We start from the raw sequence: 21,473 nt of genomic DNA on the forward strand, positions 1-21,473 counted from the left end.
CCTCCCCTCAGGCGCCGCGGAAGCCGCGGGCGCGGGCGTTATCAAGGGCAGCGGCCTTGACCGCCGCATCGTCGGCCGAGCCGTTCGACAGGCCATTGAGGCCGGACATCAGCTGCTGCCCGCCAAAGGTGGTGAGCACCACGTCCTTCTCCTGCCCCGGTTCGAAACGCACCGCCGTGCCGGCGGCAATGTCGAGGCGCATGCCGAAGGCCGCGGCGCGGTCGAAGTCGAGCGCCTTGTTGACCTCGAAGAAATGATAGTGGCTGCCGATCTGCACCGGCCGGTCGCCGGTGTTGACGACCTTGAGCGTCGACTTGCGGCGGCCGGCATTGAGCTCGATCTCGCCCTCTTCGGTGATGATAGCGCCCGGCTCTAGATCGTCGGCTACGGCACCGGCGGCCGGGCGCAACGGCTCATGCACGGTGACCAGCTTGGTGCCGTCGCGGAACGTCGCTTCGATCTGCAGCATCGGCAACATCGCCGCCACGCCGGGCATGACCTCGGCCTGGGTCAGGATGGCGGAGCCGATCGACATCATCTCGGCGACCGAGCGCCCTTCTCTGGCGCCTTCGAGGATCTCGTCGGAGATGATGGCAACCGCTTCGGGATAGTTGAGCAACAGCCCCTTGGCCCTGCGTTTGCGCGCCAGTTCGGCTGCCGTGTAGATCGTCAAGCGTTCAAGTTCGGTCGGGGTCAGCAGCATCGCGTGCTCCTCGTCAATTGGAAAACAGGCGCTGGCCGGAAGCGCCGTGCAGGGCGACCGCGATCTCGCAGAGCGGCGTGAACGACCGCAGCGCTTCGTCGTCGGCGACCGCCCGGCAGGCCGCGGCTTCGATCACAGGCAGCGCCCGTGCCGTCGCGGCCTGCGCATCGATGGCGCCGATCAGGCCAAGCCGCACCGCAGCCGTCGCCAGCGAGGCGACCATCTGGTAGCCGCCGATGGCAACGGCGGTCGCCTCGTCAAGGTCGAGTGCCTGCCACACGAGGCCCTGGACGACAGCGAGATGGCCGCAGGCGTCGCCCTTGCGGACCATGTCGCGACAGGCGCTGGCCCCTTTCGTTCCCAACCGCCCGTGGGTGGTCAGAAGCGCCATGCCGTTGCGGCGCGAGCCCGACCGCAGCCCCTCGACGAAGGTCGATGCCTCGACCTCGCGGTCGAGCTCGGCAAGCCCGTCGAGATCGCCTGCAAGCCTGTGGGCACGCACCAAAGCGACGCGGTCGGCATCGGCCCAGCGATGGCGGATCTGGGTCGCAACGAAATCGGCGAAATCGAAGGGGCCGAGCTTGCCGGCAAGCGAAGACGACGCCTCGAGCCCTTGCGAGAAGGCAAAGCCGCCCGAGGGAAACTGGCCGTCGGCATGCTGCAGGGCAATCAGCAGATGTGTCGGCGAAAGGCTCATTCGGCCTCCTCGGTCATCTCGACGCGGCCACCCGAGACGAGCGTGTCGATGCGCGCCGCATAGGCCGAGGCCGGGCCGTCCTGCGCCACCAGAAGATCCTCGCCGTCGAAACGCACCCGCCAGTGCAGGTTGCCGGCGTGATAGCCGAGCTCCAGCGCATCGCTGGCCGAACGCGGGGAGAACCTCAGCCAGCGCTGCTCGCCGGCACGCACGATCACCGCGCGATGCTGGTCAAGCACCAGCACCGCCCCGTCATGCAGCTTCTGGTCGCGCGGCAAGGTGATCGCCACCTCCTCGCCCTTGTCGGTGCGCGCCATCAGCCGACGCCGGTCGAGATCGCCGACCGCAACCGTCACGAATTCCACCGCATGGTGGTGTTCGAGGTGGTGGATCGCCTCATGCATGGCCGGATCGCCCCGGCTGCCAAGAACGGTTTCAACTCGCAGCATCTCAACAACCTTTCTGCACTGAACCCCTGGTGGGCGTGATCGGATATGCGGCAGGCCTGCGCGCGGCGGCGCTACAAGCCCATATGTTTGTGGATCAGCTCGTTGCTCAGTTCAGCGGTGTCGCCGGCCGCCGCGATCTGACCCTTTTCGAGAATGGCGAAACGATGCGCAGCACTGCGGGCAAAGCGTATCTTCTGCTCGACGAGGATGATGGTCAGGCCATGGTCGCGGTTGAGCGACACGATCGCCTCTTCGATGTGCTCGACGATGTTGGGCTGGATGCCCTCGGTCGGCTCGTCGAGAACCAGGATGCTCGGGTCGGTGGCGAGCGCACGCGCAATCGCCAGTTGCTGCTGCTGTCCGCCCGACAGGTTGGTGCCGCGCCGGCTGAGGTGATCCTTGAGGAAGGGAAACAGCGTCCACACCAGCGGCGGCACCGCGCTCTGGCCGTCGGCGCGTGCATTGCAGCCGAGCAGGATGTTGTCGAGCACGCTGAGCCCGGGCACGATCTCGCGGCCTTGCGGCACGTAGCCGATGCCGCGCCGCGCCCGCTGGTAGGTCAGGTCGGCGCTGATGTCGGTGCCTTCGAACTCGATGGCGCCTTTGGACTGCACGCCGATGCCGAGCAGGCTGCGCAGCAGCGTCGTCTTGCCGACGCCGTTGCGGCCCATGATGCAGAACACCTCGCCCTTGCGGATCTCGAGGTTGAGATCGTGGATGATGTGGCTGGTTCCGTAGAACACGTTGAGGTCTTTGAACTTAAGCATGGCTGAGCGTCGCCGATCCAAGATAGGCCTCGATCACTGCGGGGTTGCGTTCGATCTCCTCGGCGGTGCCCTCGGCAAGCACCGCGCCCTGGTGCATCACGGTGATGGTGCGGCAGATGCGGCGCACGAAGCTCATGTCGTGCTCGATCACCAGCACCGTGTGGCCGCCGGCGAGGTCGAGCAGAAGCTCGGCTGTCTTGTCGGTTTCGGCCGCGGTCATGCCGGCGGCGGGCTCGTCGAGAAGGATGATCTTGGGCTCCTGGCTCAGCACCATCGCCAGTTCCAGCCATTGCAGCTGGCCATGCGACAGTTCCGAGGCCTTGCGCTTCATCTGGCCGAGAAGCCCGGTGCGCTCGGCAACTTCGACCTCCCTGTCGCTCGGCCCCCGCTTCACCCGCTCGAACAGGTTTTCGAAGACGCGGACGCGGCGATTGCTGGCGACCTGCAGGTTTTCCAGCACGGTCATGTCCTTGAACACAGTCGGCGTCTGGAATTTGCGGCCGACGCCGCTGCGGGCGATGGCCGCTTCGCCGATGCCCGTGATGTTGCGGTCGCGCAGCCAGATCTCGCCTTCTGATGGCAGCGTCTTGCCGCACAGAAGGTCGAGCAAAGTCGACTTGCCGGCGCCGTTGGCGCCGATGATCACCCTGAGCTCGCCATCGGCGATCGTAAGGTCGACATCGCGCACGGCCGGGAACTCGTCGAACCGCACCGTCAGCTTTCGCGTCTGCAGGATCGGTGCAGCCGGCACCGCCTTGAAGGATGCCTGGATGGCGTTCATCGTCATGCCTCCCTTGCCGTCAGTTCGGCCTTGCTGGGACGCTCGGCCTTGTCCAGGCGTTCCGCCCGTCCGGAGGGCCTGGGCCCGCTCAGCCGTTCGGGGTTGCCGCTGCGGTCGATGAACGTCTTGAAGATCCCGGCGATGCCGTTCGGCATGAACAGCACCACCACGACGAACAGCAGCCCCAGGATGATCGGCCACACCGGCTGGAACGTTGCGCTTTCGCTGGCCAGCGAGCCGACGAAATTGACGATCAGCGCGCCGATGCAGGCGCCGAGCAGCGAGGCGCGGCCGCCGGTCGCCGCCCAGATCACCATCGAGATGCTGAGCGACGTCGCCATCAGCGACGGCGTGGCGAATTCCGAGGTGAGCGTGAACAGCATGCCCGCCAGGCCAGCGACGCCGGCCGAGACGCAGAAGATGAAGAGCTTGTAGTTTTCGACGTCGTAACCGAGATAACGCGCCCGCGCCTCGTCTTCGCGAATGGCCTTGAGCACCTGGCCGATCCGCCCCGTCAGCATGTAACGCGCCAGAAGCATGACGGCGATCAGCGTCAGCGCAACCGCATAATAGGCGCTCGGTCCATAGGGGTCGAATTCGAAGCCGCCGATCTCCAGCAGTGCGAGGTCGGCCAGGCCGTTGAAGCCGCCCGTCAGCGGCTGGTTGTTGATGATGAGCAATTGCCCGATCAGCGCAAAGGCCAGCGTGATGATGCTGACATAGACGCCAGTCGTGCGCCGCTTGAACATGACATAGCCGATGCCGGCGGCGAGCACGCAGGGCACGACGATGCCCGCGATCATGCCGACGGCGACCGACCGGAACGGGATCCACAGGAACGAGCCGGTGGTGACGCAGCACAGGTCGCGAACCGCGTTCGGCTCCATGTTGAGCAGCATCAGCTGCGGCACCGGATTGTTTTCCGGCACCGCAAGGGTCAGCGACATCGCCAGCATGTAGGCGCCCATGCCGAAGAACAGGCCCTGCCCCAGGCTGAGGATGCCGGCATAACCCCACGACATGCTGATGCCGATCGCGCAGATCGAATAGACCAGATAGATCGCGACGCGGTTGGTCCAGAAGCTGTTGAGCACCAGCGGAAGCACAAGCACAACGGCGAAGAAGGCGATGTAGGCGATGATGGAAGCGGTGCGGTAAGTCATGCGCTCGTCCATGTTGCAGCCAAGCTCAGCGGCTCTTGGTGACAAAGAGGCCCTGAGGCTTGAACAGGAGAATGAAGATCACGACGGCAAACAGGACGGTCCGTCCGTAGACGTCGTTTGCCCAGGTGGCGACGAAGCTCTGGACCTCGCCGAGAATGCCTGCCGAGGCGAAGGTGCCGAGCAGATGGCCGACGCCGCCGGCGACGACCACCAGGAAGGCGTCGACGACATAGGGCGTGCCCATGTCGGGCGACACGGTCTTGAAGCCCGACACCAGGACACCGGCGATGCCGGCGAGGCCGGAGCCATAAGCGAAGGCCAGCATGTTGACGCGCTTGTCATTGATGCCGCAGGCAGCCGCGGTGTTGCGGGCCACCGAAACGGCGCGCAGCTGGCTGCCGAAGCGCGTCCTGTACATCACAGCCCAGGTGATGGCGCCCAGCGCCAGCGCGGTGACGAAGACGAACGCCCTGTAGACAGGGATATTGGCGCCGAACAGCTGAATGGCCTGCTGCAGTTCGGCCGGAACCGGGACGTTCTGCAGGTCGGAGCCCAGGCCGTCGATCTCGACGCCGAACAGGCCGAGCCCGAAATGGATGCGGATCAGCTGCTGCAGGATGAGCGCAATGCCCCATGTCGCCAGCAACGTGTCGAGCAGGCGGCCATAAAGCCTGCGCACGACGGTGCGCTCAATGATCAGCCCGAATGTCGCCGTCACCACAAACGCCAGCGGCAGGCACAGATAGATGTTGAAGCCGAGATGCTTGGTCGCCAGCACCGTGGTGTAGGCGCCGATCATCACCATCTCGCCATGGGCGAGATTGATGACGTTCATGGTGCCGTAGATGATCGCCAGGCCAAGGGCGACCATGAACAAGATCGAGGCGATGCTCAGGCCGATGACAAAGGTTTCCATGCCGCTTCCATCCGCGTTGGTCGGTGAGCGTGCCGGCGCGGAGCCGCGCCGGCACAGCTGGCGATCAGGGGCTAGAGCGTTGCGCCGCTCGTGGTGCACACGCGCTTGTCGGCGGTCTCGCCGACGCTGGAATAAGGCAGCGGCACCAGCGGCTCGGCATATTGGTCGACGATGTCGAGCAGGCCGTCGGCGCGGGTCTTGCCGATGCGCGGCGTCAGGTAGCTGTGCAGATTGTCGGGGTCGATGGTGACCTTGCCCTGCGGTGCGTCGAAAGAGAGCCCGCCAACACTTTTCACGATCGCATCGGGCGCCAGCTCGCCCGCCTTTTCGGCGGCCATCGCCCACATGTTGACGCCGATATAGACCGCCTCCATCGCCGCGTGGGTCACGGCATCAGGGCCGGCATAGGCCTTGAACGCTTCGACGAACACCTTGTTCTGGGGCGTGTCGACGGTCTGGAAATAGGGCAGCGACACGTAGCTGCCGAGCGCATATTCGGGGCCCATCGCCTTGATCTCGACCTCAGTCGTCGTCGAGGAACACAAGGGCAGCTTGTCGAAGTCGTAGCCCTGGTTGCGCAGCTCCCGGTAGAAGGCGACGATCGAGTCGCCGACCACGTTGGAAAAGATCACGTCGGCGCCGCTCGAGCCGATCTTGGAGACCATCGACGCCCATTCGGTGTGACCGAGCGGCAGATATTCGTCGCCCACCACCTGCATGCCGATCTTTTCGCAGATCGTCTTCGACGTCTTGGCCATGCCGCGCGGGAAGGCATAGTCGGAGCCGACGATGAACACCTTGTTCTTGCCCAGGCTCTTGTGCAGCCACGGCAGCGAATTTTCCAGCTGCTGGTTGGGCACCGCCGAGCCGGCATAAAGCACGTTTTTGGAGCACTCCTCGCCTTCATACCATGTCGGCCAGACGAGCAGGCCCTTGCGCCGCTCGACCACCGGCAGCACCGCCTTGCGGCTGGCGGTGGTGTAGCAGCCGAAGATCACGGGAACCTGGTCCTCGATGGTGAGCTTGCGGGCCTTTTCACTGTAGATGCGCGGCTCGGAGGCCGGATCTTCGATGATGGCGCGCAGCTTGCGGCCAAGCACCCCGCCCTTGGCGTTGATTTCGTCGATCGCCATCTGGGCGCATTGGTTCATCGACTTCTCGACGATGGCGGTGGTGCCGGTCAGCGAATACATGATGCCGACGGGGATCTCGTCTGCTGCCCAGGCCTTGTCGCCGAGGCGCAGGATCGAAGGCGCGGCGAGCCCAATGGCCGCGAGACCCGATGCTTTCAGAAACGTACGCCGATCATGGTTCTTCATAGGTCCTCCTGTTCGCATCTTTGTGCGTTTGATTTTTTGTGAAGCCGCCCCATTCGCGGCCGTCGGCACGCTTTATTAGAAATACCTAATAGTCAATATTTTTATTATTTTATTTTCTATAATCAAAGTATAGTTGCAATATAGATACCAAAGCATGCATTTCATCAAATGCATGGTCGCCAATATTATTTGCAGGTTTCATTCCGCATCGCGGAAATAAGAAGAAAAAACCTTTCACAAGCGGGGCAGCATGCCTCCAGGCGCCGGACAAAACGATGCCGCGCACGCGTTCGCACGCGCTGACACATGAGCGTCGGAAAAATGCTGCAGATTGAACCAACGGCTGCCAACGGCCTTGTCGGAAGCCGAAAAACAAAAAAACCCGCCAGCTCCGACGAGGAGCGTGCGGGCTACATAGCCACTCGGTGCAGACCACATTGTCTCGCACCGCATCGACATCCGAGGTTCACCCGGCGTCAATTATTATTCATATTAGTCACGCATGTCCTTGAACGTCAAGAGCTCATGCGCGTTGATGATGGCGCTTGCCAGATCATCCATCGGCACGCGTTTCGCCATCGCTTGCCGGCGGATGTTCTCATACGCGTCCTGCTCGCTAAGCCCTTGCGTTTCCATCAGAATATTCTTCGCACGCAGGATGCGGTTGTTGCCGGCGAGCTTGCGCTCCAGCTTGCGGATACGCTTGCTGGCGTTCTGCCGCTCGAGCCACAGGGCGCGTGCGATGGTCAGGTTGGTCAGCAGGCCGAACGGGCGTATCGGCCGTTCGATGACCGCAAGCGCACCGCACTCCAGCACCACCTGCAGCGTGCTCGGGTCCTCGTAGGTCACGACGGCCACCAGGGCCGGATCCGACGGCTCGACCGGCCGAAACAGGCTCAGGATCTTGTCGCGGTTTTCCTGCTCGATCGAAACCAGCACCACCACCGCCGACGGGTTGATCGCATCGGGCAAGGGCCAGGTCGTCTCGCAACTGCAGCCGATGCGCCTGAGGTGCTCGACCAGGGCCAGGCCCGCCTGGTCCGGCGGGTGGATGACTTGGACACGCAAGCCCTTCAGATCCTGGAGAATGCTGGTTGCCACCGAAAACGATCCGCTAAGCCTTGCGTTTCAGCTGATGAGGTTTGTTCATCCAATCATCGAACGATGCCGTGACGAAATAGGGATCCGGCCTGACCCTCGTCTCGGACTGCCAGATGATGTCGAACTTGCCTTCGTCGTTGACCCGCCCGATGCGTGACCACAGCTCGGTGTGGTGGTTGTCGGGGTCGATACGTATGCGCCCTTGCGGCGCGTCGAACTCCAGCCCGGCCAGATGTTTGGCCAGCGCCTCGGGCTCGTCGGTGCCGGCCAGTTCCAGCGCCCTGGCATAGAGATGGAGCTGGAAATAGGCGGCCTCCGCACCCGCCGTGACCGGCGCATCGGCGCCGAAGCGTTTTTTGTAGGCCGAAACGAACCGGCGCGCCTGCGGCGTGTCGAGTGTTTCGAAAAACGACGCCGAGGTCAGGTGACCGGCTGCGATATCGGGCGCCATCTCGGCGACCTCGGCCTCGGTGGTCGTCAGGCTGGCAATCGGCATGGTGGCCACGTCGAAGCCGGCGTCCTTGTAGGCTTCGTAGAGCATGACCGCGCCGGTGCCCACGACAGTGGACACCACGATGTCGGGCTTGAGCTTGCCGATCTGCTTGATGACGCGGTTGAAATCGGTGCGCACCGGATCGACGGGCACATAAAGCTCGTCGAGAATGGTGCCCTTGGCCCGGGTGACTAGGTCCATGACGACGCGGTTGTATTCGTAAGGGAAGACGTAGTTCGAGCCGACCAGCAGGAAACGCATGCCGTAGTTCTCGATCAGGTAGCGCGCCAGCTGAACCGCGTTCTGGTTCGACGACGACCCCGTATAGAAGCAGCGCGTCGAATATTCGAAGCCTTCATAGAAGGTCGGGTAAAACAGCATGCCGCGATAGGCCTCGATTTCCGGCATCACGGCTTTTCTGGCCGACGACATGTAGCATCCGAAGATGATCTTGATGTTGTCTTCGGCGAGAAGGCGAACGGCAAGCTCCTGGTACTTCTTGGCCGAACATTCCGGATCGTAGAACACCGCGCTGATCGGGCGCCCGCGAACGCCGCCGGCCGCGTTGATCTCCTCGATCGCAAGGCGCGTCGCGTTCGCCTCGGCCATCTCGGCCGCAGCGGTCACTCCGCTGCTGGAAAACAGGACGCCAATCCGCCAGTCATTCGCCATGCGCTACAAGCCACCTATTGAGCAGGTCGATAAAATACCTCCCGGTCATCGGCGCGAGCCGGGCGGACTATGTTTTGGGAGATTTGGGAAACGCCACTGTTTCCAGGCTCATAGAGATATCCCGACAGCTCGCGAAAGGCAACGCCGTGGTCCAGCCGGGCAAGTGAAGCTGCGATGTCGCGTGCCATGGCCCGAGCGCATCGACTGTCAGTTCGTTGCAGCCCTGCCCTGTGGCATCGCGCAGCCCAAGTCATGCCCCCTATTGCCGGCCGCTCGAGGACTGACGTGAAGCGAGCACCGGCATCGCCTGTTCGCCGCCGCCCTGTCGCTGGGCGCTTGCGCAGACGTCTCGTTCAGCAATGGCGTCTGCCGCGAACGGCCGCTTCGCGCCCCCATTTCGGTCGTGTACGCCTTTCGGCGCGGTCCCCTAAAGCGGACACTCACTTTTCCAGGCAAATCAACTACTTTGAGGAGGGTCGCGGACATTACCTCAAGAACGCCAGCCAGTTCTCAGACATTACCGTGCTAAGCAAGGGGCATATCGGGCCAATCGTCAGGGACCAGTGCGGGCGGTTTGGTCCATGGGTCCTCGACCAAAGCGGCTTGGAACCAATCGTCCCGAAGATTTGCATGCTCGGTTACGATCAATTGAAAACCTGGCACGTCGTGCGTCGCATATCTGTGGAGCACCTCAAATAGTCGGCGCACTGCGGTGAGGTCTGCATCCTGCAACTCAGTTTGATCAATCGAGCCGCCGGCTGCTTTATAGGCACTTTCAGACGGGAAATAGACCTGTGTAGGTTGGTCGATGACCAAGAAGCGGGGGAGCGGCTGCGCATAGTCGGCGGCGAACCGGTGCAGCGACAGCAGGGCGGCAAGATGGTATGCTAGATGGCTGGCGCCGCCGCCTGACTTGTACATGTAGACGGGCCTGCCAGGTCGATCGATCACCACCGTCAGATTGTGCAGGTCCAGCCTCGCGGGGAACTCGGCGAACTCGCCGTTCAGATCCTTGATGTAAGACGACATATGCATGGCGATATTGGAGAGCGTGGCAACGAGACGCGACTCGCTGTCATCAGCCCCCAGACGTCCCTCGAGGTCGGCGATGACCGCTTTCAATCGGCGCTGCTCGGTCAGCAGGCGATTGAGCTCCTCATCGGTCGCAAGGTTCTCGAGAAACAGGCTGATGCGCCCCACGACACGGGCAGCGGCATTGTTCCGGCTGCCCATCTCCGCAATCGCTTCATTGCTGGCGATTGCCGAAGACAGCTCGAGCTCCTTGCCGCGGATCTGCTCGGAGAGCCTAGCGACATCGTTTTGCTGCGCCAACAGATAGGCCTCGAGGGCCGGCCGCTCGCCGGTCACCGCTTCCAGTTCCCGATCGAGATTGTCGAGTTCGGCCAACATTGCCGCAGCGATTGGGGTTTCGAGTGCAAGGTTTGCGGGGGCGAAAGGCCATTGCCAGTCACCGGTGGCCTTATTGAAGGGCAGGGCTTTTATCGAAGCGAGACGATCGCGTTGCTCGACTATTTCTCCCTCGAAGCCACTTGCTTGCCGGGCAAAGAGCTGGGCGCTTTCGATCTGCCTCTGGGCCTCGCGCCGGCGCTCCCGTATGTCCGATAGCTCGCTTTCAATGATCGATACCCGTTCTCCGTCCTCGTCGGGCACTGACTGCGGCCGCCATTCCAAGGCCTGCCGCAACAGATCAACGACGTCGACGCCACTCTCTGCCCGGATCGATATACCGACCGCACGGGCCTCGGAAAGCAAACCAATCGCGCGCTGCTCGGAATTGTCGATGGCATCTTGCGCCTGCGTCACAAGCTTAGCGTTGAGACGCAGGTCGCGGTTCGCCGTACGCAATTTGCTTTGCAGTGTGAATTTGTCGCGCCCCGAAACCCCGAGAAGGATTGGCAGTGTGTCCTTGATAGTCTGAGTCTGGTGGTCTTCGTTCTGGCGATAGAAAAGTTGGTCCTTATTCGCGACGATGGTCTGTTTTTGAAACAGGTAATAAAGGGTGTGCTTGATGTTTGCGTCGTAACTCTCGCGGCTGCTCTCAATGGGAACATCGGTGGTGTTCTCGGGAATCCCGAGAAGCGACGAGAGAAGCGCAACGACGCCATCGTCGTTGTCATTTACGATGAGCTCGTCGAAAGCAGGCGCGTTCACTTCGGCAGCACGCCAGACCATGACCGCGCTCGACGATTGCGCACCGGGGCCGGGAGCAGGTTTGGCGATGAGAACCTCTTCACCGGCAAAGCGATAGATCACCGCGTACCACCGTACTTTATCCCGGATTACGCCCTCCGGGATATTGAACGAGGATCGGCCCATGCAGAATTCGATGATTTCCGATAGGGCAGACTTGCCGGTAGACGATTGGCCGGTCAGGATGTTGAGCCCATCGTGGAACTCGACGTCACGCCGGCGAGCATCGTCGCTGTAAATATGAAGCGACTTGATCTTCACGGACGTATCCCCATCGTTGCGTAAATGGTGCTGCTGCGACCGATGCTGGCGAATTCCTTGCCGATGAAGGTCGCGACGCGCTGGGCTTGTTTGGACTCGTCAGTGCCGCTTACAGTCTTCCTGACACCATCCGGACGCGTGGTCAGTCTTCCGTCTTCGGACACGCTCAAGGTGCCGACGCTATGCAGCACTCCTAGCGCTTCAAGCGTAAAGGGCAGCATCTCTGTGCATCGTTGCGGGAAGCCGACCTGAAGTTCGGGATGATCTGCGACCACGCGCAGCAGATAGTTCCGGTTGCCACGCTGGATCACTTCACGGGAATGGCGCTGCAGCGCCAGTGGCAGGACCAATAGCGACATCGAAAAGGGCATTCCCCTTGCATCAGCCTCCTGGAATCCCACCAGCGCCCGATAGAGGACCAGCCCACAAAACGCTGGGTTGTAGAGGTTTCGAACCTCGATCGGTCTGGTGCCCCAATCCTTCATGCCGCTGTTCCCAAAATGCCGGCGAGGTTTTCAAGGAAGCGCGGATGCCAGTGGACCCGGGGTGACGGCCGGTCATTGGCCAAGATTTGAAAGGCGCCCCGCACGACATAAGGCTCGGTGACACGTTCGCGGATACGCAGATGGCCGGTATTTTCCAACGCCCAGCGATAGAGCGCTTCGCCCGCGGCGATGCAGGCGTCATCGTGACTGGCGTCGCTGAGCTTCTCGCACAGCACGGCCTTGTGCCGATCCCATTCCTCGATCAGCAAATCCTCGTAGTCTTCCAGGTCACTGGCGATGACCAATCGCTCACGGGCCCAAAGGGACCTTTGCTCATAGGCACGGTAGTAGTCGATAATAGCATGCTGGATGCGCTGCTCGGACAGCTTTAGAGCCCGAAGCTGGGCGACGAACATCCGCGAGTCCTTTGCAACATCAATGTCTTCGGGCTTCTTTCCGCGGAAGTCGATGGGCAGATTGTCGGCTTTGAACTGATCGCTGAGCAAGGCGAGCTTGTCGCTGACGTCCTGAACCTTGATTGCGGGACCAGCTTTTCCGGTCAGGACGCGGATAACGAGATCGGTCCACCAGCCTTCGAGCCGATTGAATAGCGCGGTCCGATCTTCCCTTCTCGTGGTGCGGAGCCGTTGGTCGATCAAATGCGGGATGTCGTCGATGCGAGAGGTTTGGGCCGAGATGGTGATCCGGGAGTAGAAGTCCTGCGCTTCTGTTTCGCTCAGATCAGCCAGATCGGCTTTCACCTTGGCAATTTCCTGCGACGTACTGCTGGCGAGAGCCTCCCCTGCCTTGCTCGCCCGCCCCTCTGCCGACCCACCGGAGCCGATGAAGAGTTCAATAAATGAGCCGGAGGAGACACTGGCGGTGGTGAAGAGGATGAATTGCGCAGACGAGCTGACTCGTCCTGAACTCTTGTAGTGGGCAACCCAGATTCTGACCGATTTCCAGAAATCGACCGATAGGTCAGTCAGGCGATCGCCTACTGCTTTGTGCTTCAGCGATGCCAGTGTGATGGTGCCGTCTGTCTGCACGAACTCGACATCGTCGTTGCGCTCAATGTAGACTTCGCCGTCCTCCGGCAAGTCAAACATTCGCAACAAAGCGTATCTGGCTTGAAAAACATAACCGAGTCCCGGCTCGGCGGCCGAGAAAACTGAAGCGCTACCGGTCATAATGAATTAGCAGCACTATACTGCCAGCAAAACTGCTCCGACAACGTATCCCCCCAGCGACGTCATGAGCCATAATGTATGGCGGTGGCTGGAATATCAATGCCGGAGCGACGGGACGCGCTAGCCAACATATTTGGCGTTTGACCATTACAGGCACCTTGGCGCTCGGGGAATCGTCTGCAGCTCAACGCCGCGACCCGACCGAGGTAGGCCGGGCCTTTGCGGGTGGGCGAGTTGCGACGGATATTGTATTTCCCCTAGTCACCTGGTCAGCGGTGGGCAAGCTGGGCAGCACATTCAAGCAGTCGCCATGATAAAGCGTGCAGTTGCCGATGGTTATCTTGCTGGAGCTCATTCATCGGATTTTCTTTTGGTGCTCGGCTGCAGAACGACAGCTTTTTGCTAATGTCGGCCAGCACCTGACAGTCCGGACACGGCCCCTAATCAGACGCCGAGCAGCGCAAAGCCAGGGCGCTGCACTCGCCCGGATCAATCGCACGTCTTCGCAGCTTCAAGCGCTTCGGCGCGAGAAGATCTGGGCAAATCCCCGATGCGTCGGACAGAAGCGTAGAACCTTGGATAATCGCCCGAGCACAAGTCGAACAATCGAAGAAATGCCGGAACCTGTTCACCGTAGACAGCAGTCGCGGCAAGTTTCGCATTGTTGATCGGCGCATCGAACCAGGCGTCGTATCCCCTGTATCCCGCCCAGCGTCTGTCTCGCATGTGCCGATATCGTATCCGCAGCTTTTCGATGGTGGCTGCTTTCGCAGCCGCCATTTGCTCCGGGGGGCGGGAGGGTTCGTAAACCCGCTGCAATTCGTCTCGCGTTTTCGCCAGAAGCCCAAGGAAGTCGGCCCTGCGTTCGCGGTCGGCTTCGTAGCGGCGCAGTCCGGCGAGATCGCCGACGGCGCGCAGCCATTTCCTCACGCCAGCGGTTTCGACGGCGACCGCGAAGGCTTCATTGAACGCAGAGTCGTCGTTCACATAGACGCGCTGATGCGCCAGCTCGTGAAAAACAAGGCTTGCCAGATACGTGTTGTCCTGACGCAGCATGGTGCTGAGCAGCGGGTCACTGGACCAGCCAAGGGTCGAATATGCGGTGACGTCCGTAAGGTAGACGTCCATCCCCGCTCTATGAAGTTCGTCGGCGTTTTCAGCTGCGGATTTCCGATCAAAATAACCACGGTACGGAACGCAGCCGAAAACGGGAAAACACCACGTTCGTGGTGTCAGGGAGTATTGCGGCGCGGCAAAAACCGCCCAGGTCACAGCCTCCCGACCAATGTCGACATAGCTGCGGTAACTGTTGTTCTCGGGCAGTGCCAATTCGTCCGTTGCAAAGCGCCTTATGGCGCTTGCTGACGTCAATTTGGCGCGCAGCGGCTCGGGCGTCGCAGGATCATGGATCAGCTTTGCAACATTCTCGCGTGCAGCCATGATTTTCACATGACCTTCCAGCGACTGGGCGTAGTAGGAAATGCTTGTGCAGCCGGTCACTGCGGAACCCACCATGACCGCGGCAAGCAAACGAAAAACGCGCTTCACAGTCCATCCGCCATTTGCTCGTCGCCTCAATGAATGTCGCCCATCAGGGTCGCCAATGGCTCACCCTTCCAGCCAGGCGGCGAGCCCGTCCAGCGTCTGCAGTCCGTATTCCACCGCGCCGAAGTCGATGACCACCTGACGCCGTTCGCGGCTGGGGTGGAGCTGGCGCATGGTCAGAACCGTCTTGCCGTCGGCCTGTTCGTCGAAGGTCACCGTTACGCGAAACCGGTTGGGGTCGTCAGGGTCGGGCGTGCCATGATCCATCACGATCCGCTCGTTCGGCACGATCTCCAGAAAGCGCATGAGATTGGGGAAGCGCTGTTCCTTGCCCTCGAACGTGCCAACCATGTCGAAACGCCAAATCCCGCCTTCGCGGATATCGGCTTCGTGGCTCTCGATCTTGAGCGCGGTTGGGCCAAACCATTGGGCGAGCGCCTCAGGCCTCATCCAGGCGGCAAACACCTTGCTGCGCGGATGGTTCAGCAGCTTGACCAGCACGATCTCTCGATCGAGCGACCAACTCTCAAGCGGGCTTGCCACGTCTTTCATTCATCCCTCGTCCGCCGTGTCCAGGTAGACTTCCAGCCGCTCCAGCCGCATGGCCCAGTTCCGGCGCTCCGCTTCCATCCAGTTCGCCGCCTCGTCGAAGCGCGCCTTCACCAGTCGGCACCAGCGGCTGCGCCCGCGCTTTTCGCTGGCGATCAGCCCGCACTCCTCCAGCACCCGGAGATGCTGGGCGAAGGAGGGCAGCGCCATGTCGAACGGTTCGGCCAGGATGCTGACCGGCACTTCGCCCTCGGCCAGTCGCGACACCACCGCGCGGCGGGTCGGATCGCTGAGCGCGTGAAAGGCGAGGTCGAGAGGGGTCGAATGGTGAGGCATGTGTATGCGTAAGATGGCCGGAGCCGCCGGTCAACGACAAAAAGGCACTTGCCTTAGTGTTTGCGTTTCGACATAAAGGTACATGCCTTAGTATTGAGCCCTCACCGGGCAACCGCACGCAAGGAGGCCCCGTGGCAGTTCGTGTCGATCTCAACATCTCACTCGACGGTTTCGCGACAACGACGGATCAGACGCCCGAGCAGCCGATGGGCGAGGATTGGATGCGCCTTGTCGGCGCCTATGTCGCGACAAGGACTTTCCGCGAGCGCCTGTTCAAGGACACCAGCGGTCAAGGCACGACCGGCATCGACGACCAGTATGCCCACGCGTATTTCGACAATATCGGTGCGGAGATCATGGGCGCCGGCATGTTCGGGTTGCACAATTTCCCCGATGATCCGAACTGGAAGGGCTGGTGGGGTGACGAGCCGCCGTTCCACTGCCCGGTCTTCGTGCTGACCCACAAAAAGCGGCCCTCAATCGAAATGGCCGGCGGCACGACTTTCCACTTCATCGAGACGACGCCGGCCGAGGCGCTGCGGCAGGCCGTTGCCGTCGCGGGCGGCAAGGACGTGCGGGTCGGCGGCGGCGCCAGCACCGCTCGCGAGTTCCTCAAGGCGGGGCTCGTCGACCGCCTCCACGTCGCCATCGTCCCGATCTTGCTCGGACGCGGCATCCGCCTGTGGGACGATCTGCGTGGGCTGGAATCCGGCTACACGGTGACGTCGGAAACGGCGGAGAGCGGCGTCATGCACCTGACATTCCGGCGCTGACCGCCAGCGCGTGAACAGCACGATCATGGACGACCCGCAGGCGTCCATATGTCGGCTATTGCGAATGGTCGGCGCAGATGCCGCCAGTCCGCTCCCGCCCCCCTTCTCAGACATTCCGACGGCTTCAGCGACCATCTGAAGCGATCTCGTAGATCTTGGGCACCAATCGCCCGTCGATGATCTGGACCATTGCCAAGGTGATGGGCAGCCTGAACCTGCGCGGGCCGGCACTGCCCGGATTGAGATAAACAGCGTCATCGCGGCTCTCGATACTGGCACGATGAGAATGACCTGAGATCACCAGATTGATGCCCACCATGGCTGGCGCGAACGTCATGTCCTTTCGGTCGTGGATCACGAATATCTTCTGCCCGAACAGCGTCACGTGAAGGGTGTCTGCAAACATGGACGCCCACGGCTCGACATCGACATTGCCGCGAATTGCCGAGACGGGCGCAACACGTTCCAATCTCTCGATAATGGCCGGGTTTCCAATGTCGCCCGCATGGACGATGTGGTCGACGCCCTGGAGAAGCGCGACAGCATCCTCACGCAGAAGGCCGTGCGTATCCGAGATCACACCGAGAGTGTTCATGGAGCCCAGAACTATCAGCGCTCGCTGGCACTGGCGAGAACCGACTTCGGCGTCGTTCGTCTGCGCCTGGGCCCCTCCGGGAAGTGCCGGTGGTTGTTGAGCCTGGGCCGCAAGGCGTTCAGGAAGGTGGCAGCGAACGCCTTGAAAACCCGAACTTCATCTCATCAGAACCTGACGTTGACGTTTGCGCGAACGGACTGGTCGATGGCGCTGCCGCCATATTGCCCGCCATAGGAGACGCCGAGGGTTGTATTCCTGGCCATGGCCACGTCCAGTCCGACATCGAGCACCAGCGCATCCCCAGCAATCGGCACGCCCGCGACGGTGAAGGGCGGGCCGCCGGCCAGGGTGAAGGTGGCGAGCGGCGTGGTGTCACCGAAGGCATGACGCCAGCCGAGCGTGCTTCGCAGCGTTGCAGTCGTCGTGCCGAGATCGAAGTCGGTCGAGGCATGAAGGCCGAGCGTCGTGAAGGTGACGCCCGTGCTGGTGCTGTTGCTGCGCACAGCTGCAACACCGCCCTGCTCCGTGAAGCCGTCGCTGCCGAGGTTCACATAGGCAAGCTTGGCAAACGGCTCGAAGCCGAAGCTGCCGGCACGGATGCCATAGCCCAGTTCGCCGAACAGCTGTGCCGTGCCGGCGCGATAATCACCCTTCAGGCTGTCGCCAAAGCCGGTAAAGGCGACGGAGCGCCCGGTCTTAATGTCATGCCACGTATAGGCCGCACCCGTGCGGAAACCGAGATTGCCCCATTGCGTGCCGCCGTAGAGGCCGAGGTGATAGTTGTCGCTCGAACCGGAGGACAAGCGATCCCGCAGGTTGACGTTGGTCCGGCCGTATCCGGCCATCATGCCGAGCCGCCAGCTGTCGAAGATCGGGGCGTCGCCGCCGATGAGGAAGCCGCCGGTCGAGTGCGAGAGGCGCGCGGCATTGCCGTCGCTGTTCGTGGAGCCCCAGCCACCGAAAGCCTGCCCCCACAGCGCAAAACGGTCAGTCGTCGGAGCGACGGCGACTGTGCCTGGACCGCGCGAGGCGAAGGCGGCTGAGGTGCCGGTCCTGTCAACGGCCGGGTCGGCATAGGCCATAACTGGGGCCATAACTGGGGCCATGACTGGCGCAGACGACGCGCCTGAGGCACCAAAGGCGGCACGGATGCGGTTCGTCGCAGCATCGCGCACGAAATGGCTGCCCTCGATCAGTGCCGTCTTCGCCGAGGCATGAACCTCACCCGAGAGCTGATCGAAGGCGTTCCGGGCTGCGGCATCGCTAGGCAAGGCCAGCACCGCGTCGTAGAGCGCATTGCCGGTGAAGACCGGGTTGCCGCCCGCGATGCCCTGGATGCCAGAGGCCGTGGCCTTCTGATTGCGGGTCACGCCAGCGTCGGCGAAGTCGCGCACCCGCAGCACGTCGAGATAGGCGTTGTTGGCGTCATATCTGGCGGTGACGCCGACAAAAGCGGAGATCGGGCCGGTCAGAGTCCCGAAGGTTCCGGTGAGACCGCCGGTGGCCGTGAGGACCGTGTAGCGTGCGAGCGCCAGGCCGAAGGCCGAGACATCGAGCGTTGCGCCACTGATATTGGCGGCGCCGGTGACGGCGATGCGGTCGGACTGCCCGGCCGCATTCACCGCAACCTTGTAGATCGACCCCGCGTTGAAGGTGACGTTGCCCGCCACGTTGAGCACATTGGCGGCGGCGCCATTGCGCAGATCGACGATGCCGCCTGTCGCATTGATGAAGCTCGCCGCGCCCAGCGTGCCGCCGTTCGCCGCCGTCACCAGACCGCTGTTGGTGAAGCTGGAGAGGCCGGTGAAATCACCTCCAGCCAAGGCAAAGCTGCCGCTGTTGCCGAACGCGCCGTTCCCGCTCGTCGAGCCGGTGACGGTGAAGGTTCCGCTGTTGACGATCGCACCGTTGAGCGCCCCGCCATTGGCGTTCACCGTGCCGGCGTTGGTCACGCCGCCCGAGACGCTGCCGCCGGTCTGGGTGAAGGTCGCACCGGCATTGTTGGTCACGCTGCCCGCCACCGTGCCGGCGTTCCCGAACGTGGCATTGTTGATGACGCTGGAGGCGATACCGCCAGTCGAGGTGATCGCCAGTGTGCCGCCATTGATCGTCGTCGGGCCGGTGTAGGTGTTCACGCTATCAAGCGTCAGGGCGCCGCTGGCCAGCGTCAGCCCCAGCCGCCCCGCGCCGCCATCGCGGATCAGGCCGGAGAAGGATGAGTTCCCGGCGGTCGAGCCATCGATGGTCAGGATGCTGTCGGCAGCGCCGCCATTCTCGATGATACCCGAACCGGCCGACAGGCTTTGGACGGCGCCGACCACGGTGCTGTAACCGTTGAGCCGCAGCGTACCGCCGGGACCGCTATATTGATTGTCAAAATTGACCGTCACATCCTTGGTCAGGGCATTATCGGCCAACACATTGAGCGTGCTGGCGTCGTAGAAATACTGCTGCCCACCGCTGACCGCATTGGCGACAGACGCGTTGAGTACGCTGGTTTCGCTGAAATACTGCGTCCCGCCGCTCACGGCATTGGCGACAGAGGCGTTGAGCGCGCTGGTGCCCCAGAAATACTGTGTCCCGCCGTTGACGGCATTGGCGGCAGAGGCGTTGAGCGAACTGGTATTGTTGAAATCCTGCATCCCGCCGCTGACCGCATTGGCGGCCGAAGCGTTGAGTGCGCTGCTGCCCCAGAAATACTGCTCCCCGCCGCTGACGGCATTGGTTGCCGAGGCGTTGAGCACGCTGGTGTCGCTGAAATTCTGCGTCCCGCCGCTGACGGCATCGGCAGCCGAGGCGTTGAGAGCACTGGTGTCGCCGAGATTCTGCGTCCCGCCGCTGACGGCGTTGGCAGCCGAGGCGTTTAGCGCGCTGGTGTTGTAGAAATTCTGCGTTCCGCCGCTGACGGCATCGGCGGCAGAGGCGTTCAGCGCGCTGGTGTCGATGAAAAACTGCGTCCCACCGCTGACGGCATTGGCGGCAGAGGCGTCGAGTGTGCTGGTGTTGTAGAAATACTGCACCCCGCCGCTGACGGCATTGGCGGCAGAGGCGTTGAGCGCGCTGGCGTCGTTGAAACCCTGAGACCCGCCGCTGACGGCATTGGCGGCAGAGGCGTTCAGTGCGCTGGTGCCGCCGAATATCTGCTGCCCGCCGCTGACCGCATTGGCTGCCGAGGCGTTGAGCGCGCTGGTGTCGTAGAATACCTGCGTCCCGCCGCTCGCGGCATCGGCGGCAGAGGCGTTCAGCGAACTGGTGCTGAAGAAAAACTGCGTCCCGCCGCTCACGGCATTGGCGGCCGAAGCGTTGAGAGCGCTGGCGTCGTAGAAATTCTGCGTCCCGCCGCTGACGGCATTAGCGGCCGAGGCGTTGAGCGCGCTGGCGTCGTTGAAATTCTGCATCCCGCCGCTGACGGCGTTGGCGGCCGAGGCGTTGAGCGCGCTGGTGTTCCAGAAATTCTGCGACCCACCGCTGACGGCATTGGCGGTCGAGGCGTCGAGCGTGCTGGAGTTGTAGAAATCCTGCGTCCCGCCGCTGACGGCATTGGCGGCAGAGGCGTTCAGCGCGCTGGTGTTCCAGAAACTCTGCGTCCCGCCGCTGACGGCATTGGCGGTCGAGGCGTTGAGTGTGCTGGCGTCGTTGAAATTCTGCGTCCCACCGCTGACGGCGTTGGCGGCCGAGGCGTTCAGCGCGCTGGAGTTGTAGAAACTCTGCGTCCCGCCGCTGACGGCATCGGCGGTCGAGGCGTCGAGCGTGCTGGAGTTGTAGAAATCCTGCGTCCCGCCGCTGACGGCATCGGCGGCAGAGGCGTTCAGCGCGCTGCTGTTCCAGAAATACTGCGCCCCGCCGCTGACGGCAAAGGCAGTCGAGGCGTTCAGCGCGCTGGTGTCGAAGAAACTCTGCACCCCACCGCTGACGGCATCGTCAGCCGAGGCGTTGAGTGCGCTGGTGTTGTAGAATACCTGCGACCCGCCGCGGACAGCATTGGCGGCCGAGGCGTTCAGCGTGCTGGTGTTGTTGAAATTCTGCGACCCGCCGCTGACGGCATCAGCAGTCGAAGCGTTTAGCGCGCTGGCGTTGTTGAAACCCTGAAACCCGCCGCTGAGGGCATTGGCGGCAGAGGCGTTCAGCGAACTGGTCTCGAAGAAACTCTGCGTCCCGCCGCTGACGGCATTGGCAGCAGAGGCGTTCAGCGCACTGGTGTCGTTGAAATCCTGATACCCCCCGCTGACGGCATCGGCGGCCGAGGCGTTGAGCGCGCTGGTGTCGTAGAAAAACTGCGTCCCGCCGACAAATGGGCCACTCGTCGTCTGGTTGCCGGTGAAAGTCTGCGCGGCAGCGTCCGATCCCAGGCAGATGGCCACAACCCCAGCCAGCGCCGTGCTCCCGAGCAGAAGGGAGATGCGGCTCTCGCCACGATTGTCATTCATGATCTTCGCCCCCGCACGTCGCCAGCCACTTCAGAAATAA

The 21,473-nt window shown here is 62.4% G+C and carries 19 protein-coding genes; 1 reads left to right on the forward strand and 18 read right to left on the reverse strand.

Annotated features, from left to right (window positions below; all coding sequences use genetic code 11):
- Window positions 1-7: 7 nt before the first annotated feature.
- The 16 genes from NDO48_RS05260 to NDO48_RS05335 all read right to left on the reverse strand — a co-directional run bounded on the left by NDO48_RS05260 (window position 8) and on the right by NDO48_RS05335 (window position 15,638).
- Window positions 8-703, reverse strand: coding sequence for an urease subunit beta (locus NDO48_RS05260; RefSeq protein ID WP_267320991.1), 696 nt, complete (start codon window positions 701-703; stop codon window positions 8-10).
- Window positions 704-716: 13 nt separating this feature from the next.
- The gene (locus NDO48_RS05265; protein WP_267320992.1) at window positions 717-1,400 is read right to left on the reverse strand and encodes an urease accessory protein UreF; all 684 of its coding nucleotides are present in this window, start codon (window positions 1,398-1,400) and stop codon (window positions 717-719) included.
- Window positions 1,397-1,849: an urease accessory protein UreE gene (gene ureE, locus NDO48_RS05270; protein ID WP_267320993.1), complete on the reverse strand. Its 453-nt coding sequence runs from the start codon at window positions 1,847-1,849 to the stop codon at window positions 1,397-1,399. Before ureE ends, NDO48_RS05265 begins: the two co-directional genes overlap by 4 nt.
- A 71-nt stretch (window positions 1,850-1,920) precedes the next feature.
- Window positions 1,921-2,616, reverse strand: a complete 696-nt coding sequence (gene urtE, locus NDO48_RS05275; RefSeq protein WP_267320994.1) for an urea ABC transporter ATP-binding subunit UrtE — start codon at window positions 2,614-2,616, stop codon at window positions 1,921-1,923.
- A complete protein-coding gene (gene urtD, locus NDO48_RS05280) occupies window positions 2,609-3,397 on the reverse strand; it encodes an urea ABC transporter ATP-binding protein UrtD (protein ID WP_267320995.1) in 789 nt (262 codons plus the stop codon). Before urtD ends, urtE begins: the two co-directional genes overlap by 8 nt.
- Before the next feature lie 2 nt (window positions 3,398-3,399).
- Window positions 3,400-4,560, reverse strand: coding sequence for an urea ABC transporter permease subunit UrtC (urtC, locus tag NDO48_RS05285; protein WP_267320996.1), 1,161 nt, complete (start codon window positions 4,558-4,560; stop codon window positions 3,400-3,402).
- A 25-nt stretch (window positions 4,561-4,585) separates the two neighbouring features.
- Window positions 4,586-5,476 (reverse strand): urea ABC transporter permease subunit UrtB, encoded by an 891-nt coding sequence (urtB, locus tag NDO48_RS05290; protein WP_267320997.1) that lies wholly within the window; start codon window positions 5,474-5,476, stop codon window positions 4,586-4,588.
- A gap of 71 nt (window positions 5,477-5,547) precedes the next feature.
- Window positions 5,548-6,795 (reverse strand): transporter substrate-binding domain-containing protein, encoded by a 1,248-nt coding sequence (locus tag NDO48_RS05295; RefSeq protein ID WP_267320998.1) that lies wholly within the window; start codon window positions 6,793-6,795, stop codon window positions 5,548-5,550.
- Window positions 6,796-7,287: 492 nt separating this feature from the next.
- Window positions 7,288-7,896, reverse strand: coding sequence for an ANTAR domain-containing response regulator (locus NDO48_RS05300; protein WP_267320999.1), 609 nt, complete (start codon window positions 7,894-7,896; stop codon window positions 7,288-7,290).
- Window positions 7,897-7,909: 13 nt separating this feature from the next.
- Complete coding sequence (locus NDO48_RS05305; protein ID WP_267321000.1) at window positions 7,910-9,061, reverse strand: transporter substrate-binding domain-containing protein; 1,152 nt, start codon at window positions 9,059-9,061, stop codon at window positions 7,910-7,912.
- A 525-nt stretch (window positions 9,062-9,586) separates the two neighbouring features.
- A complete protein-coding gene (locus NDO48_RS05310; RefSeq protein WP_267321001.1) occupies window positions 9,587-11,533 on the reverse strand; it encodes a DUF3732 domain-containing protein in 1,947 nt (648 codons plus the stop codon).
- Window positions 11,530-12,018 carry a three component ABC system middle component gene (locus NDO48_RS05315; RefSeq protein WP_267321002.1) on the reverse strand — a complete coding sequence of 163 codons (489 nt, stop codon included), beginning with the start codon at window positions 12,016-12,018 and terminating at the stop codon, window positions 11,530-11,532. Before NDO48_RS05315 ends, NDO48_RS05310 begins: the two co-directional genes overlap by 4 nt.
- On the reverse strand, window positions 12,015-13,208 hold the full coding sequence (locus NDO48_RS05320; RefSeq protein ID WP_267321003.1) for an ABC-three component system protein: 1,194 nt from the start codon (window positions 13,206-13,208) through the stop codon (window positions 12,015-12,017). Before NDO48_RS05320 ends, NDO48_RS05315 begins: the two co-directional genes overlap by 4 nt.
- A gap of 489 nt (window positions 13,209-13,697) precedes the next feature.
- Window positions 13,698-14,756, reverse strand: a complete 1,059-nt coding sequence (locus NDO48_RS05325) for an aminopeptidase (protein WP_267321004.1) — start codon at window positions 14,754-14,756, stop codon at window positions 13,698-13,700.
- 60 nt (window positions 14,757-14,816) lie between these two features.
- Window positions 14,817-15,305, reverse strand: coding sequence for an SRPBCC family protein (locus NDO48_RS05330; protein ID WP_267321005.1), 489 nt, complete (start codon window positions 15,303-15,305; stop codon window positions 14,817-14,819).
- Window positions 15,306-15,638: an ArsR/SmtB family transcription factor gene (locus NDO48_RS05335; RefSeq protein WP_267321006.1), complete on the reverse strand. Its 333-nt coding sequence runs from the start codon at window positions 15,636-15,638 to the stop codon at window positions 15,306-15,308.
- A 131-nt stretch (window positions 15,639-15,769) separates the two neighbouring features.
- Here NDO48_RS05335 and NDO48_RS05340 point away from each other — a divergent pair, with 131 nt between their 5' ends.
- Entirely contained in the window at window positions 15,770-16,411 is a 642-nt protein-coding gene (locus tag NDO48_RS05340; protein WP_267321007.1) for a dihydrofolate reductase family protein, read from the forward strand.
- 124 nt (window positions 16,412-16,535) lie between these two features.
- Here the strand turns inward: NDO48_RS05340 and NDO48_RS05345 are convergent, their stop codons facing one another.
- Both NDO48_RS05345 and NDO48_RS05350 read right to left on the reverse strand, forming a co-directional pair.
- Window positions 16,536-17,006 (reverse strand): metallophosphoesterase family protein, encoded by a 471-nt coding sequence (locus NDO48_RS05345; RefSeq protein ID WP_267321008.1) that lies wholly within the window; start codon window positions 17,004-17,006, stop codon window positions 16,536-16,538.
- 164 nt (window positions 17,007-17,170) lie between these two features.
- Window positions 17,171-21,433 (reverse strand): autotransporter domain-containing protein, encoded by a 4,263-nt coding sequence (locus NDO48_RS05350; RefSeq protein WP_267321009.1) that lies wholly within the window; start codon window positions 21,431-21,433, stop codon window positions 17,171-17,173.
- Between the last annotated feature and the right edge of the window lie 40 nt (window positions 21,434-21,473).

Origin of the sequence: Aminobacter sp. MET-1 (assembly GCF_026521175.1) — a bacterium.
GTDB lineage: Bacteria > Pseudomonadota > Alphaproteobacteria > Rhizobiales > Rhizobiaceae > Aminobacter.